The organism is Mesorhizobium sp. WSM4849, from assembly GCF_055811385.1.
Genome location: NZ_JBVVPW010000040.1, coordinates 43519 through 57948 on the forward strand (window position 1 = coordinate 43519; position 14430 = coordinate 57948).

13 protein-coding genes and 4 pseudogenes are annotated in these 14430 nt (G+C 59.7%); 11 read left to right on the forward strand and 6 right to left on the reverse strand.

All coding sequences use genetic code 11. The features are described 5' to 3' along the window. The first annotated feature begins 593 nt into the window (after positions 1-593). Entirely contained in the window at positions 594-1922 is a 1329-nt protein-coding gene (locus AC0L3L_RS31450) for a PQQ-dependent sugar dehydrogenase (RefSeq protein WP_473641031.1), read from the forward strand. An 80-nt stretch (positions 1923-2002) separates the two neighbouring features. Here AC0L3L_RS31450 and AC0L3L_RS31455 read toward each other — a convergent pair. Beyond that, a pseudogene (locus AC0L3L_RS31455) lies at positions 2003-2809 on the reverse strand (alpha/beta hydrolase family protein); the annotation flags it as partial. Here AC0L3L_RS31455 and AC0L3L_RS31460 point away from each other — a divergent pair. Further along, positions 2762-3223, forward strand: coding sequence for an endonuclease/exonuclease/phosphatase family protein (locus AC0L3L_RS31460; protein ID WP_473641063.1), 462 nt, complete (start codon positions 2762-2764; stop codon positions 3221-3223). The pseudogene AC0L3L_RS31455 and the gene AC0L3L_RS31460 sit on opposite strands and share 48 nt — an antisense overlap. 129 nt (positions 3224-3352) lie before the next feature. On the opposite strand, the pseudogene AC0L3L_RS31465 reads toward AC0L3L_RS31460, so the two are convergent. Both AC0L3L_RS31465 and AC0L3L_RS31470 read right to left on the reverse strand, forming a co-directional pair. Continuing rightward, a pseudogene (locus AC0L3L_RS31465) lies at positions 3353-3747 on the reverse strand (inorganic diphosphatase). Beyond that, on the reverse strand, positions 3744-4124 hold the full coding sequence (locus tag AC0L3L_RS31470; RefSeq protein ID WP_473641032.1) for a hypothetical protein: 381 nt from the start codon (positions 4122-4124) through the stop codon (positions 3744-3746). The pseudogene AC0L3L_RS31465 and the gene AC0L3L_RS31470 overlap by 4 nt, the downstream one beginning before the upstream one ends. Positions 4125-4210: 86 nt before the next feature. Here AC0L3L_RS31470 and AC0L3L_RS31475 point away from each other — a divergent pair, with 86 nt between their 5' ends. The 6 genes and pseudogenes from AC0L3L_RS31475 to AC0L3L_RS31500 all read left to right on the forward strand — a co-directional run. Further along, the gene (locus AC0L3L_RS31475) at positions 4211-4813 is read left to right on the forward strand and encodes a cupin domain-containing protein (protein ID WP_473641034.1); all 603 of its coding nucleotides are present in this window, start codon (positions 4211-4213) and stop codon (positions 4811-4813) included. 353 nt (positions 4814-5166) lie between these two features. Beyond that, positions 5167-5397, forward strand: a pseudogene (locus AC0L3L_RS31480) (hypothetical protein); the annotation flags it as partial. Between the two features lie 130 nt (positions 5398-5527). Further along, positions 5528-7240 (forward strand): HAD family hydrolase, encoded by a 1713-nt coding sequence (locus tag AC0L3L_RS31485; protein WP_473641036.1) that lies wholly within the window; start codon positions 5528-5530, stop codon positions 7238-7240. A 731-nt stretch (positions 7241-7971) separates the two neighbouring features. After that, positions 7972-8469: a YidB family protein gene (locus AC0L3L_RS31490; protein ID WP_473641038.1), complete on the forward strand. Its 498-nt coding sequence runs from the start codon at positions 7972-7974 to the stop codon at positions 8467-8469. Positions 8470-9122: 653 nt separating this feature from the next. Then, positions 9123-9425, forward strand: a complete 303-nt coding sequence (locus AC0L3L_RS31495) for an FxLYD domain-containing protein (RefSeq protein WP_473641040.1) — start codon at positions 9123-9125, stop codon at positions 9423-9425. A gap of 84 nt (positions 9426-9509) precedes the next feature. Next, positions 9510-10193: pseudogene (locus AC0L3L_RS31500) on the forward strand (transposase family protein); the annotation flags it as partial. Positions 10194-10220: 27 nt separating this feature from the next. Here the strand turns inward: AC0L3L_RS31500 and AC0L3L_RS31505 are convergent. Both AC0L3L_RS31505 and AC0L3L_RS31510 read right to left on the reverse strand, forming a co-directional pair. Beyond that, on the reverse strand, positions 10221-10442 hold the full coding sequence (locus tag AC0L3L_RS31505) for a hypothetical protein (RefSeq protein ID WP_473641042.1): 222 nt from the start codon (positions 10440-10442) through the stop codon (positions 10221-10223). A 19-nt stretch (positions 10443-10461) separates the two neighbouring features. Then, the gene (locus AC0L3L_RS31510; RefSeq protein ID WP_473641044.1) at positions 10462-10686 is read right to left on the reverse strand and encodes a hypothetical protein; all 225 of its coding nucleotides are present in this window, start codon (positions 10684-10686) and stop codon (positions 10462-10464) included. Positions 10687-10926: 240 nt separating this feature from the next. Between AC0L3L_RS31510 and AC0L3L_RS31515 the strand changes: the two genes are divergently transcribed. The 3 genes from AC0L3L_RS31515 (at position 10927) to AC0L3L_RS31525 (ending at position 13245) form a co-directional block, all read left to right on the forward strand. Then, on the forward strand, positions 10927-11763 hold the full coding sequence (locus AC0L3L_RS31515; protein WP_473641046.1) for an ATP-dependent DNA ligase: 837 nt from the start codon (positions 10927-10929) through the stop codon (positions 11761-11763). Positions 11764-11903: 140 nt separating this feature from the next. Then, a complete protein-coding gene (locus AC0L3L_RS31520; protein WP_473641048.1) occupies positions 11904-12086 on the forward strand; it encodes a hypothetical protein in 183 nt (60 codons plus the stop codon). 556 nt (positions 12087-12642) lie between these two features. Beyond that, on the forward strand, positions 12643-13245 hold the full coding sequence (locus tag AC0L3L_RS31525) for a sulfotransferase family protein (RefSeq protein ID WP_473641049.1): 603 nt from the start codon (positions 12643-12645) through the stop codon (positions 13243-13245). Between the two features lie 561 nt (positions 13246-13806). Here AC0L3L_RS31525 and AC0L3L_RS31530 read toward each other — a convergent pair. Next, the coding region (locus AC0L3L_RS31530; RefSeq protein ID WP_473641050.1) for a transposase at positions 13807-14430 on the reverse strand (624 nt) is incomplete at its 5' end.

The following is a 14430-nucleotide window of genomic DNA, read 5'->3' on the forward strand; positions in this document are numbered from 1 at the left end:
GTGTCACGACAACGGCGTTCGTGCATTCACGAATTTGGAACAATCCTAACGCCTATTCCTCCGATCAATACTTGGCCGTCTTCAAGGAACGCGGTGTCGGCTTTTCGACACCGATACGCGTACGCGCGCGAGGCGGGTGACACGCGCCAGACGGCGCGCGTCGCGCCCAGGCATTCGCGTCGGTCTATGTTGCGGCCTATCGCGGTTCCCTCGACGACGAAGCCAAGCGTAGGCCAAAGAGGCAGAAAGCGAGGCAGCGTCGAAGCTAGGGGCAGATAGCGGGGAAACATAGACCCAGCAAACATGAAAGACCGCCGATGGCAATTCATGTCACACAGGAATGTCCGATGGCGGCGAGTCCATCTTCGCCCTTGTCGTTACGAACACTTCAGAAGGATCGATCCTAAGGTTTTCAGTGACGAAGGGGTCGGCGGCAACGACAAGGGGCCGATCTTTATTTCGATCGGCTCCTTCCGTTTCATAGCCTAGCGGGGGGCTGAATTACGAACGCCGTTCAAAGCAATTGGAATAACAAGCCACGGACTTGCGTTTACGCAAAAGAGCACGACGCAAATCCGCGCGGAGGACGCTCGATGCATGCCGGCCCGCGAAACTTACTCATAGCCGCATTGGGAGCCCTCATAGTGAGCTGCGCAAGCGTTCCGGCGCAGAAAACGGGGGCAATAATCGGCTATGGTCCCAACCCCACTTTACCGAAACCAAGACCGACGCTGATCCCGACCGTCAACATCGCCGAGGCGAAAGGCTGGCAGAAAGGTGGTATGCCGACCCCGGCGAAGGGGCTGACGGTGAACGCCCTTGCCACCGGCCTCGACCATCCGCGCTGGCTGCACGTGCTTCCGAACGGCGACGTGCTGGTTGCCGAAACCAATGCCCCTGCCAAGCATGACGAAGGCTTCAGCCTTAGAAAGGTCTTCATGGACCTCGCCATGAAGCGCGCCGGCGCCGCGACCAAAAGCGCCAACCGCATCACGCTCCTGCGCGACACCAATGGCGACGGCATTGCGGATGTGCGCAGGACGTTCGCCGAAGGCCTCAATTCACCCTTCGGTATGACGCTTTCCAAAGGCAGGCTCTATGTCGCGAATACCGACGCGCTCGTCGCTTTCCCCTACTCCAATGGCCAGACCCGAGCCACAACGCCGCCGGAAAAGATCGTCGACTTACCGGCCGGAGATCTCAACCATCATTGGACCAAGGATGTGATCGCAAGTCCGGATGGACGCAAGCTCTATGTCACCGTCGGCTCCAACAGTAACGTTGGAGAAAACGGCATGGCCGCGGAGAAGAACCGCGCCGCCGTCCTTGAAGTGGACCGGTCGACCCGCGGTACCCGGGTCTTCGCGTCGGGGCTGCGCAACCCGAACGGGCTCTCCTGGAACCCCGAAACTGGCGAGCTTTGGGTCGCCGTCAACGAGCGTGACGAGATCGGCGACGATCTCGTGCCGGATTTCATGACCTCGGTTCGTGACGGCGCATTTTACGGCTGGCCCTACAGCTACTACGGGCAGAACGTCGACGAACGCGTCAAGCCGCAGCGCCCCGATCTCGTGGCGAGGGCGGTCAAGCCCGATTATGCGCTGGGTTCCCATACCGCCTCGCTGGGATTGACCTTCTCCAAAGGCGCGTCGCTCGGTCCGGCCTACGGCAACGGCGCGTTCGTCGGCCAGCACGGCTCGTGGAACAGAAGCGTGCACAGCGGTTACAAAGTGATCTTCGTGCCGTTCCGTGGTGGTGAACCGAGCGGTCCCCCGAGAGATGTGCTCACTGGCTTTATCGGGCGCAATGGCGAGGCGATGGGCCGTCCGGTCGGCATTGCTATCGATCAAGCCGGCGCGCTGCTCGTTGCCGACGATGTCGGTAATGTCATCTGGCGGGTGAGCCGGGCAAATCGCCATTAAGCGCCGGCCATCTTGCTCCAGCGGAATCGTCAAGCACGCTGTTTTAGTCAAGGTCGCGCTCGATTTGGGGTTGCCGGGGCTACCGCATTCTGAAACTTGCCTTCGCCTGTCTCAGTGACACGAACATGCTCTACCGCGGCCATGCCTTGTGGCGCGTCGGCGGTGACATAGCGCGTCAGCCATCCTGAAATGAGCCGGGCAGCGAAGGTGGCGTCTTCAGGCTTAGTGAGCAGATGGTCAGCCCGGTCGAGCGAGACGAAGCTTTTCGGATGCTTCGCCGCCAGGAAAATGTTGGTGGCGTTTTCGATCCCGACCGTCTGGTCAAGGGGTGAGTGCAGGATGAGGAGCGGCTTCTTCAGGGCCGCAACGGCTTCGCTGATACGCTGCGCACGCGCGTCATCGACGAACTGTTTTTTGACAGGGAACCTGCGCCCGGCAAGATCGACTTCCGCCTCACCTCTCTCTTCGATCTCCTTGAGGCTCGTTCCGAAATTCTTCAACACGTGGGCGACATCGGCGGGCGCGCCAATAGTGGCGACGGCACGCACCTCGGGAACATCTTTGGCCACCGCTAGGACCGCCGCTCCTCCGAGCGAGTGGCCGATAAGCAAGGACGGTGCCTAGTAGTGATTGCGCAGATAGTCGACGGCCGAAAGAAGGTCGGCAACATTCGAGGAGAAATTCGTCGAGGCGAATTCGCCCTCGCTCGACCCCAAGCCGGTGAAGTCGAAGCGCAGGACAGCGACACCTTCGCGAGCGAGCTCCGCCGCAATACGGCGCGCTGCCGCCAAATCCTTGGAACATGTGAAGCAATGGGCGAACAAGGCGTAGGCACGCAGATGTCCGTTGGGCAGGTCGAGGCGAGCGGCCAACGCCTGGCCCAAAATTCAACTACAGCTGAGGTGGTTCGAGCGTCTGATTGGCTACTCAAAAACCCTCCTCAAAAACGACGCCCCAAGTATCTCTGTGGCGACTATAACGTCGTTCCAACTCCCACTGTAGCGCCAAGATGCTGGCTAGGCGACGCGGTCTACTTTCCGGAGAGTCGGCAAGCTTACGCCGAAATGCTTGGGAACGGGTTGGATAGACGCCGTCCGATGCATGCATCCCGAAAAGGGCACCTACACCTACTGGAATTCTCCTATCGGGGTGGCTACGATCGGAGTTCTGGCCTCCGGATGGACCATCTCCTGGTGAGCCCATCCCTTTCGAACCGGCTCCGCGGTGCCGGCGTGGATGTAGAGTTGCGTGGATGGGACAAGCCAAGCGACCATGCGCCAGCGTGGATCGATCTCGGTTGAGCCGCACAAAAAGATCATGAATTGACCGGATTGCTTCAAATAAACCCCTCGGGACAGCTCGACTAAGATCCCACGTCAATGCGAACCGGTTGCGGAAATTGGGCTAGAGTCTGCAACCTGGATATGCGGTTAGGAACTACGATCATCAAAGGCCTTCATGGCTTTTGTTATCGACTTTCGGGCCTGCTTAGCGTCTTGCCAACCCTTGATCTTAATCTTCTTTCCGGTGGCGAGCACTGCCGATACGAAGAACTGTTCCAGTTCCTGGCGCAGCTGATCAGGAACATGGTCAGCCGCTATCGGCTCGTAAGGAGCATCCTGTTTGTGCGGGCAGAAGACGTAACGGTCGTTGCGCACGACCTCGCTTCCCTGGTCCTTTTGTTTGACCCGAAGCGCGCCGAGAAGATCGCATTTGATTACCACGCCGGGGCGCTAGCCGCCTGATGGATCACGAGCCCATCGAGAGGATCGCCATCGTCTCCAAGCGTTGAGGGTACAAACCCCCAGTCGTATGGATAAGTCATCCCACCGGCAGCGACCGTGAATAGCCGAAGACCTGATTTTTGGGCTCGTAAACCAGCTTCGCCGCAGAGCCGCGCGGCGTTTCGATGACTACTCGGATAACTATGATGCTGCACACAGGCCAATGCATGAGAAGACCTTGACGAGTTGGGAGGCGGTCGAAAAGCGATTCCTGAAAAACTCCCTGCAGCTGGAATCCAAACAGAACCTGGGCCCCAAGCATCTGCATGCGCAATTCGTCCAGCGCGACGTGAAGCGTCTTTTCGAGTTTCATTGGGCTGCCGGCGCCATATGCGCCAATGCTGGTGGAGGCTTTTTGTTCCGCGAACTGTCTTGATCGCGCGTCTTTTGCCGTTCTTTCGCGGCTGACCGGAACCACGAAAGCAAGCGGTTGTTAGTTGAGATTGAATGAGACGGGGACGGCGCGGCAGGCAATCGTTCTGTCCGTCTCAAAAAGGCCCAGTCATGAGTATTTTCCAGGATATGAAGAAAGCTGTCGAGCAGGTCACCGGTTTCGCGAGACCAGGAAGCAACAAGGTGACCGAATATGTAAGGCGGCGAAAATCCAATGAGTTTCGGTTTAAAGATGATGGCCTGGTGCCTAATCATCCCTCTTGGCCGCTTGTCGTTTATCGAGGCGCCGTGAAGCTGCGAGAGGAATTCGATCCCGCGGCCGTCATAGAAGAACTGTTCGAAGCCAATGGATGGCGGGATAGCTGGCGCAATGGCATTTACGACTACGTCCACTACCATTCGCGAATACACGAGGTGCTCGGCGTCGCGCGCGGAACGGCCAAAGTTCAGTTTGGAGGCAAGAAGGGACGAACACTATCCCTCAAGGCAGGCGATGTCGCAGTTCTGCCGGCGGGCACCGTCCACCAATGCCTTTCTGCGTCCGACGATTTTCTCGTGGTCGGGGCATACCCTCCATTTGGGACCTATGACGTCTGCACAATCGCCGAGCGGCCCAGTGGCGTGCTCACGACCATCCGCAAGGTTGCCCGTCCGCGAAAGGATCCGGTCTATGGGAACAAAGGCCAACTTCTGCAAAGTTGGACGAAAGGTTGAACGGGCACAAAACGAGCGTAGTGCGTTGAACCCGCGACCGCGGTTGCAAACCGGAACGTGGTGCCGCCAAGGCCGGTAGATAGGCAAAGCCTGCGCTTGGTAATGAGGCACTGATCACGATTAAGCCTGCAGTACTTTACCCGCCATTAAAGCCACCACGCTGGCGGCCGCACGATTGACTATCCGACGATGCAAACGCGGCCGCAGGAACGAAAGGCCCCTCCAGCAATTGTTACTTCGTCTCAGCGCTTTATTAGGAGGTTCTCATGGGACGCGGGATTTTGCTTTGGTTGCTCGGGGTTCCGATCCCCATCATCATTCTGATCATGCTCTTTGCGCGATAGGGGGCGAAGATGCAAACCGTCCTCTCACCAACCGACGTCTCGTCGGTCACTGAATCTTCACCATCGGCAGTCAACTGGGGGCCGATTGTCGCTGGCGCTTTTGCAGCATCGACCCTGACGGTTATCTTGATGCTGGTCGGTTCCGGTCTCGGGCTCACGATGGTTTCGCCCTGGACTGGATCAAGTGCCTCCGCCACAACCTTCGCGGTTTCGGCGGCTGCCTGGCTTGTCGTCGTCCAGGCCAGTGGTCGGAGGTTATTGAGATACTGAAATCCTTGCCGTGGAAGCGCTTTGCCCACGGCAAGGAACGACATTCGCTCTCTACAGACAGCGAAGGGCGCCTAGGAGACTCGGTTGAAAGGTTCAGAGGATGTATTTCATTGCCTTGGCCACGGACTACGACGGTACGCTGGCGCATGACGGCATCGTTTCCGAAAAGACGTTTTCAGCACTGGAACGGGCTAAGAAGACCGGGCGCAAGCTCATCCTGGTCACCGGGCGTGAATTGCCGGATCTCAAGCACGTCTTTCCGGAGCTTGGCATTTTCGACAAGGTGGTCGCCGAAAACGGAGCACTGGTCTACACCCCTGCCAGCGAGGAAGAGCGCGCCATTTCGCCGTCGCCCTCGCCCGATCTTGTCGCCAAGCTGAAGAAGCGCGACGTAAAACCGCTTTCGGTCGGACGTTCGATCGTCGCCACCTGGGAACCCCATCAGGCCACCGTGCTCGATGTCATCAAGGAACTGGGGCTGGAACTGGAGATCATCTTCAACAAAGGCGCGGTGATGGTCCTGCCAAGCGGCATCAACAAGGCCACCGGCCTGACCGCGGCACTCCAGGATCTTCGCCTGTCGCCGCGTAATGTGGTCGGGATTGGCGATGCTGAAAACGATCATGCCTTCTTGCAGGCCTGCGGCTGTAGCGTCGCCGTCGACAACGCGTTGCCGGCGGTCAAGGATACCGCCGATCTTGTCACGCGCGGCGCACGCGGCAAGGGCGTGGAGGAACTGATCGGCAAGCTCGTAAAGCATGATCGCGAGCTGGTCAAAAAGCCGCGCGACGGCATCTTGCTGGGCAAGGCCGGCAGCAAGGAGACATATCTGTCACCAACCGACACGGTTCTGATCGCCGGCAGTTCCGGTATCGGCAAATCCACTTTGGCCACCGCGCTGACGGAGCGCTTCGTGGAGACCGGCTTTCAGTTTTGCATATTCGATCCGGAAGGCGACTATGATGGCCTGCAAGGCGCAGTTCGACTTGGCGACGGGTCGAGCGCGCCGACAAAGGATCAACTGCTCGACCTGATCGAGAAGGTGGACACCAATGTCGTCGTCAACGGGCTGGCCTTGCGGGTCGACGAGCGGCCCGACTTCTTTGCCGATCTGCTGCCAAGCCTCGGCAATTTCCGCTATCGCACCGCTAGACCGCATTGGCTGGTTATCGACGAAGCGCATCACCTCCTACCCAAGCGGCGCGACGACACGCGCGCGGTCCTGTCGCTGGAACTGCCGGGCACGGTCCTCATCACGGTCCACCCGGAAGCGATTTCGACAGATGCCTTGGGCCTGGTAACGGCAGTCATCGCGCTTGGCCCCAAGGCGAAGAGTGTCGTCAAGACATTCTGCCAGGAGACCGGAGCGGAAGCGCCAAAGCAGATGTCGTCGCCGAAGGGAGATCGCGTGCTGTTCTGGCGGCCGCACACGAGCAAGAAACCAGTCACGGTGAAAGTGATCGAGCCGCGCCAGTCGCTCAAGCGGCACAGCCGAAAATATGCCGAAGGCCAGCTCGATGAAGCCGGCAGTTTCTATTTCAGAGGTCCCGACGACGCGATGAAACTCCGAGCTCACAATTTGATGATCTTTACCCAGATGGCGGAAGGCATCGACGACAAGACCTGGGAGCATCATTTGCGCGCCGGCGACTATTCCGACTGGTTCCGCCGCCAGATCCGGGACAAGGATCTGGCGCGTGAAACTCAAGCCGCGGAGAAGGACAAGACGTTGTCGGCGCAGGAAAGCCGCAAGTTGGTTCTCGACGCAGTCCGGCGGCGCTATACCGCTCCAGCCACCGCTCCGGAAGAATGAGACGAAGGCTCGGTCGCCACCTGCGCTGATCGATCTGGACGCCTAAAGAGCAGCCGGCCGGTCAAAGGCGCATAGCCTCTTCCCTGTCAAGCTTCTGGGTTGCCGGCGCTGTTTCCCATCCAACACGCTGCGGCCGCCGAGCAGATGCGATTGGTCGAATTCGCCGGGCGGCCAGCAGCACGTCACGGTGAAGCACGTCACGGTGAACGAAGGCGGCCAAGCTATTGTCGGGAACGTCTCGCATTGGGGGCAGGGTGACGGAAAAAAATAACGTCAACCTCATGAACCTAGCGCCTCGGTGTCATGCTCGGTCGAAGCGGACGGGTTGCCAGTGTCGATCGCCAGCGGTGAGGGGCAGCGCAGTCTGTCGCATGCACGGTGCGGGCGGTGGCGCACCTGAAGGCAAGCGGAACGGCAACTATCGCAACGGAGGCAGGACCAAACGCACAATGGCAGCCTTGGCGGTTGTCCAGGCAATGGCGCGAATATGTCGTCAGACGATCGATGATCTACCGGATTAACTGGGGATTAGTTGCCATGCTGCTCGCCGGCGCCTTCATTCTGGCGTTGTGCCTGCGTCCTTAGCTTGTGGCAGGGCGGCAAAAGCCAAGTACTTCATGGGAGTAGCATCGAACCATAGATTTTCGTGCACCTCCACCACAAGATTAGTTCGTCGAACATGGAACTTTTGCCAAGCGGAGCCCTTCTCCACGTTGGAACAGGAGGAACCAATGGCAAATCTCGGAAAACTAGCGATCGCAATGCTTGGGGTTTTAGCTTACCAGAATCGCGACAAAATCGGAGACATGATCCGTCGCGCACGAGAGCGCGATCCCAATAATCCGCAGGGCGGTATCGTGGACCAGTTGTCCAAGGGCGTGTCGGGCACAGCTCTGGGCGATATCCTCGACCGGTTCAGAACTGCGGGCGCAGGCGCGAAGGTGGACTCTTGGGTTGGCACCGGGCCGAACGAACCGATCGAGCCACGCGACGTGGAGACGGCCATAGACGAGGAGACGCTCACTGCTCTTTCTATGCAGACTGGCCTATCGCGGGAGGAGCTCATTGCCAGGATCACGCGAGATCTGCCCGAGGCTGTCAACAAGATGACGCCAAATGGTGAATTGCCAGCTGAGCCGACGCAAGGCTCGGATCAGACGACCCTGCTCGACGACGTGGCCCCGCCTACGACGCAAGCTAAAAATCCCGCGGGCCAAAGCGAAGTCTAGAGTGACAGCTCTACACAGGGGAGATCTGATAAAGGCACACGCGCAGCGCCTGGGATGAGCGGGCAGGGCTAGCCCGGGTCTGAGGCAGCGAAAGCAATTTTCGGAGTTATTCTGTTGGCCGCTCTACGTGATTCCCGCTGGCGCATTCCGGGAACGAGAATTCGTTTTGGATTGGATGCCCTGGGGACTAGTCGCCATGCTGCTCGCCGCGGCCTTCATTCTGGCGTTGTGCCTGCGTCCTTAGCTTGCGGCCTTGATCGAATGTAGCGTCAATTCATCCACCCGCGCAGAGTGTCAGCGTTCGCTTTAGCCACCCGTGTTCGGCTTGCGCTTCCGGCGGCGCACCTGAGGGCAAGCGTAACGGCAACTATCGCCACGGCGGGCAGACAAAGGAAATCATGGCATCCTTGGCCAACGTCCGAGCAATGGCGCGGCTCTGCCGACAGACGCTAGACGACATCGGTGAGGCTCTGGGGGGGCGGGGGGGCATCGACAACCCTGCGCCATCTGAGCGTGCCTACCGGTCGGGTCGTCTCTCTTCCATAAACGCCACGAAAAAAGTTTTAGGACGGTTCGACGGCACGCGTGGGCAATAGATTCGGCTGTTGCTAGCACGTGATTTCCTTCTAGGGTTACAACATTGGGGGGATTTCATGTTTGAAGCGATACTTATTGCCGCCATGGATTTGAACGTAACGGTTGATTCGTTGTCCATTGATCGGCGAAAGGTGGCGACTGCTATAGTCAAGGTCGTCAATCAGGGTAGCGATTCTTTCAAGTCCGTGTTTATCAACTGCGCATTCATCGATCCCAGCGGTCGTGCAATCGAGACCGGCGGGGCATTGATATCCAATCTCGGACCGGGAGAAACCGCCTATGGGCGCGCGAATGCCGACGCCGAGAACAGGGACATCGATGCTGTGCAATGTCGTATCGGACTGACGCAACCCGACTAGTCGATGCTACCTTCGCGGCTTGGGACTTCCTCAGCGACTCACGCTTTTGAAGGACCGTCGATCACCGTTGTAGCGTGACGCAACGTTTTCCCGACCGACGCCAAGCTGATGCATCGCGCCCGTGAGCGGCTGGTGAAGCTGGCCACGAGGCATGGCATTGCCCTGCGCCAATCCTATGCGCGGGTCGGCAAGATCGCGCTGATCAAGCATCAGCGTTATGCCCATGCCAAGCAGTTCAAACGGGCCAACCGGCAGCTCAAGCGCCTGCGCACCATGCTGGGAGCGGTGATCCGCGACATCACCCGCAAGCTCGTCGGGCGGCCGGAGCTGATGCAGGTCTTTGCCCTGCCGCTGTCGCTGGCCCGGCGCGTCAGGGATCAGCGCCAGCGCGAGCGGGGCAAGAAGGTGTATTCCCTGCACGCTCCGGAGGTCGAGTGCATTGGCAAGGGCAAAGCCCACAAGCCCTACGAGTTCGGCGTCAAGGTCTCCGTCGCCACCCCGCTGCAGCGCAGCCGCGGCGGCCAATTCGTCGCCCATGTCAAGGCGCTGCCCGGCAATCCTTATGACGGCCACACGCTGGCCACCATCATCCCGGCAATCGAGGACACCATCGGCGTCAGCCTCGGCAAGATCGTCACCGATGCCGGCTATCGCGGCCACAACGCCCCGAAGGGCAAGATGTTCAAGGTCCATGTCGCCGGCTACAAGCGCGGCCACACCAAGGCCGTCAAACGGGCGCTGCGACGCCGGGCCGCCGTCGAACCCGTCAAGCCACGCTGCCTCACGGGCGGGCTATCAACCTTGCAGGTCGCTAGTTAGAACTCTAACGCGGCCGATCTCGTCCAACTGCCCTGCATCGTATTTTTTAGATGCCATTTCACGGACGGCATCCAAGCCGAAGTCTTCGACCGCTTCGGTCGATGTCACGACGAGGACACGCTCTGTTCCATCAAAGGCTTCAAGCCACAACTCGAATCGCTCAGTGGCTCCACCTTCTCCAGTAAAAACCAGACCCATATACCCTCTCTCTAACAAGCTAGCGTTTCAGCCATGTGTCAACGCGGTGGCACCGGCTCAGCCTTTCGACCGTCTCAATAATGGCCTTCGCAAGCGCTTCGCCCTCATGGACCGGCTCCGGGCCGTAGAGCAGCACAACGGCTTCCTCGCTCGGCAGAACGCCGGCGGGGCATGTCTGTTCGATCGCGATGCGAACCAGCTTGAGGGCGGCCCATGCGTTGCGGATGTTATCTTGGCCGTCCATGCTTTCTCGCTGAGATGGGGCGGCCCAGCAGGAGTTTGGGGTAGTGGCCGCCGGGCCTAACCGGCGGGGGCTTGGGCGGGCGGTCGCCGGCTGGTTAGACTATAAGCATTTACATGCATCATTGCTAATTTAGTAAAATGGTCACGTTCCGTTCCTCTGGCTGTCAAATTGGATGAGCCTAGAGTCAATTTGGTGCCTAAACGAGTGAGTGCCGGGGGCCGGCTAGAATTTATTCCTCCGATGATGCCTACCTTGGTCGCCAAGCCGCCCCAAGGCGATGACTGGATGCATGAAGCCAAATTCGACGGCTACCGCTCCCAGATCATCATCGATGCCGGCAGTGTGCGGATCTTCACCCGCCGCGGACTCGACTGGACCTCCAAATACCGCGACCTAGCTGCGGCGGCGCGAACGCTGGACGTCGAGAATGCCATCATCGACGGCGAAGTCGTCGTCTTGAATGAGGCTGGCCTTTCGGATTTCGCGGCTTTGCGCAAGGCCATCACGCGGCGCCAGCACGACCTCTATTTCGTCGCGTTCGATCTGCTGCATCTCAATGGCCACGACTTGCGCGACATGATGCTGGAGGACAGGCGGGAAATCCTGGCCGGCCTTATAGGGTCTGATAGCCGCATCCAGTTCAGTGAGACGATGCCGGGCGAAGCTAACGCGATCTATCATCTGATCGACGCGGCCGGCCTGGAAGGGATGGTATCGAAGCGTCGAGACAGCAAATATCGCAGCGGCCCAACTACCAATTGGCTGAAGACAAAATCCTTCACCGAAAGCGAGTTCGAGCTTCTCGGAGTTGAACGCGAGAGGGGCAAGCCGGCATTCGCTCTCATGGCCGAGCGAGGCACCGGGCGCCATGTCGGCTCGGCCTTCATCACCTTCAACCGGGAATTGCGCGAACGGCTCTGGCAGCGCGTCCAGGAGCACGCAGGGACGGCGCCCAAGGGCATGAAGCGTCCGGCGACGCAGTGGGTTAAGCCGGGGCTGATCGGCCGTGTCAAGCATCTGCGCGGCGAGGAAGACCTGCGACACGCATCATCGCAGGATTTCCGGGAAGAGGATTGAAGGCCGCGCCACATTGGGCGAAGCCGGACTCGCGAAATTCGCAATAAAGCGTACAATCCCAAAGTCGTCCGTACCCAGTAGAGGCATTTCGGATGCTTGGGAGCTGGCAGTGCTTCCGCCCTAAGAGGCAGGAGGCTGAAGTGTCAGGCGCCAAGGTGTCGGCATTCGATAGCGAAATCCTACGAAGTGCTTTTCACAGTGCGATCAAAGAAGAGAATATACCGGAAAGCCGTTGGCTCGAATATGCCGCGCAATTGATCCGAGACTTCACCGGCACTGAGACGGTAGATCCTGACTTGCTGGATTGGATCGTGCGCAGGTAGCCAGCGCTACCCAGCCGTAGGGGACGGCGGACTAGAAGATTGCTCCTGCTGGTGGCTATTACGTGAATGAAAGCCCGCGCTCCTCCTCCGAGCGCGGGCCGACCGGCTGCTCCCGATCTGCAGTGGGCTGGGCTGGGCGGGGGTTGGCCCACTGGTCCCGGATAACAGTTAGCGGCTGCTAATGTTCCGTTGGTGGGCCTATCCGAATAGGCGGCCTAGTGTTCTGCCGGAAGCGGCTCGTGCTCCGGCTGGGCATGATGAAATACCTGCCCGAAATCACGCGCGTCGAAAGTCTGCCCACAAACCGGTCAGGGGATGAAGTGTTTCGATTCGTCCTCTACGGGGCCAGCGTGCGGCTTGCCTCTGTGGCCGGTCCGAGGGTTGTCAGTTCTGACCCGCTTCATCTCTTCGGCGCCATCGGAATGAGCACACTAGTGGTGAAAACCTGACGCTCGGTACCCGCAGGGTATGGCAGGAATCGACCCGGAGACCTTCATGTAGCGAAATAGAAGGAAGGGCGGTATTTTGAGCGATTGAGTCACCTTGGAGGATGCTCATGTCTCTAGATGTCATTGGCGCGGGCATGGGTCGCACCGGTACGTATTCGCTGAAACTGGCATTGGAGCATCTTGGATTCGGGCCTTGCCACCATATGGCAGACGTGAATGCCAACCCCGAACAGAAAGAGCTGTGGCGCGCCGCTGGCCGGGGACAACTCCCGAACTTGGATCTGGCATATGCCGGCTATCGTTCCGCTGTCGATTGGCCAACGGCGCATTTCTGGCGCGAAGTGAGCGATCACTACCCTGATGCAAAAGTTGTTCTCACAGTTCGTGACCCCGAAGCCTGGTATGACAGCGTGGCGCAAACAATAGGACTTTCGATGGACGCTGCCAGCAATGACCCACAGTCCTTTGGTGTGGCAGTAGTTGGCAATGGTGTCTTTGGAGGTCGCTTTAATGACCGTCATCATGCAATCGCCGTCTATAAAGAACATAACGCTACGGTGAGAGCAACGCTGCCGCCCGAGCGCCTTCTTACTTATCAGGTCTCCGAAGGGTGGGGGCCGCTTTGTGCCTTTCTCGGTGTACAATTGCCTTCGGAACCGTTTCCCCGAACCAATTCGACTGCCGAATTTCGTGCTCGCATGGGGCGCTGAACGACCGGTTGCCGCCCGGAGCCGCCTTCTGCGCCGGGTACCAAGCGTCAGGTTTTCACCTGTATGGGGCGATGATTGTCAAGCTTGATCTTGCTTCGTTTCCGCATCTCCTTGTTCGGCCAGCTGGTGACCATCTCCTCGTCCCGACCTTGACTTCGAACTGGCCGCCGCGCGCAGTGACGGTCAAGGATGGGCCGGGGGCCCATCGCGCAGCGGACTTGTCCTTGACGGTCATGAGCACGGGCGGCAGGCTTGAATGATCGGGCGCGCCATGCGCCATTCGGCAGCCGACGACAGTTCCGAGGGGAGTTCGCCATGAGGCCCAGGCGCGGAGGTCGCGGGGCAGACTTGTATTCGGTAGATCTCAGTTGGATCTAAACCATGATGCAGCCATGCGCATCGGCGGCGAAGCTCCGGGGCGGCGGACCCATTCTACTAGGCGGATCGAAATGAAATGACCATGTGAAAATTCGGGTTGCCGCCACCTCGGATCGTCATCGGCAGACCCCGCTACCGGGGCCGCCAATTGGGTTGTGTTCTCCTCTATCCTGCGTGCCCCCATCACGCCGCACGTAAGGTGACGCCCTGCGGCGGCTCGCCCGTGATGACGAGACGCCACAACCCGATCAGCAGCTTGCGCGCCAGCGCCACGATCATCGTCTTGCGCGTGGTTTTGCGCCCGTCGGCCGTGCGCGCCTGGAACCATCGGGCGAGACCACTGTCCTTTTGGAACCGGAGAAAGCGCCACGCCAACTGGATCATGCCGCGCCGGACGCGGGCGTTGCCGGCGCGTGCCAGTCCCTTCTCGCGGCGGCGTTTGCCGCTCTCGTCCGGCGACCCCGTGAGACCGGCATAGCGCGCCACGGCGCGGCGATCGCGCAGCTTGCGGGACAGCATCTCGTGGACCAGCATGTCCGCCGTTTCGACACCGACGCCGATGACCCGCGCCAGCAGGCGAACCATCGCGTGCGGGCCGTTCGCCGCAGCCGGAGCCGCGGCGAGCCGGCGCAGGCGTTCCTGCTCGATCGTGCGGATCTGCTCGCGCACCAGGCTGAGCCGCTCAAGGAAGCGGTAGAGCTCGGCGCGGGTGTTGTCCGGCAGCGGCGTTCCCTCCGCCGTGCGGATGGTCTCGAGCCTGTCCGCCGCCTGGCGCAGGCTCAGCCGGAAGCTGCGGATGCCGAAGCG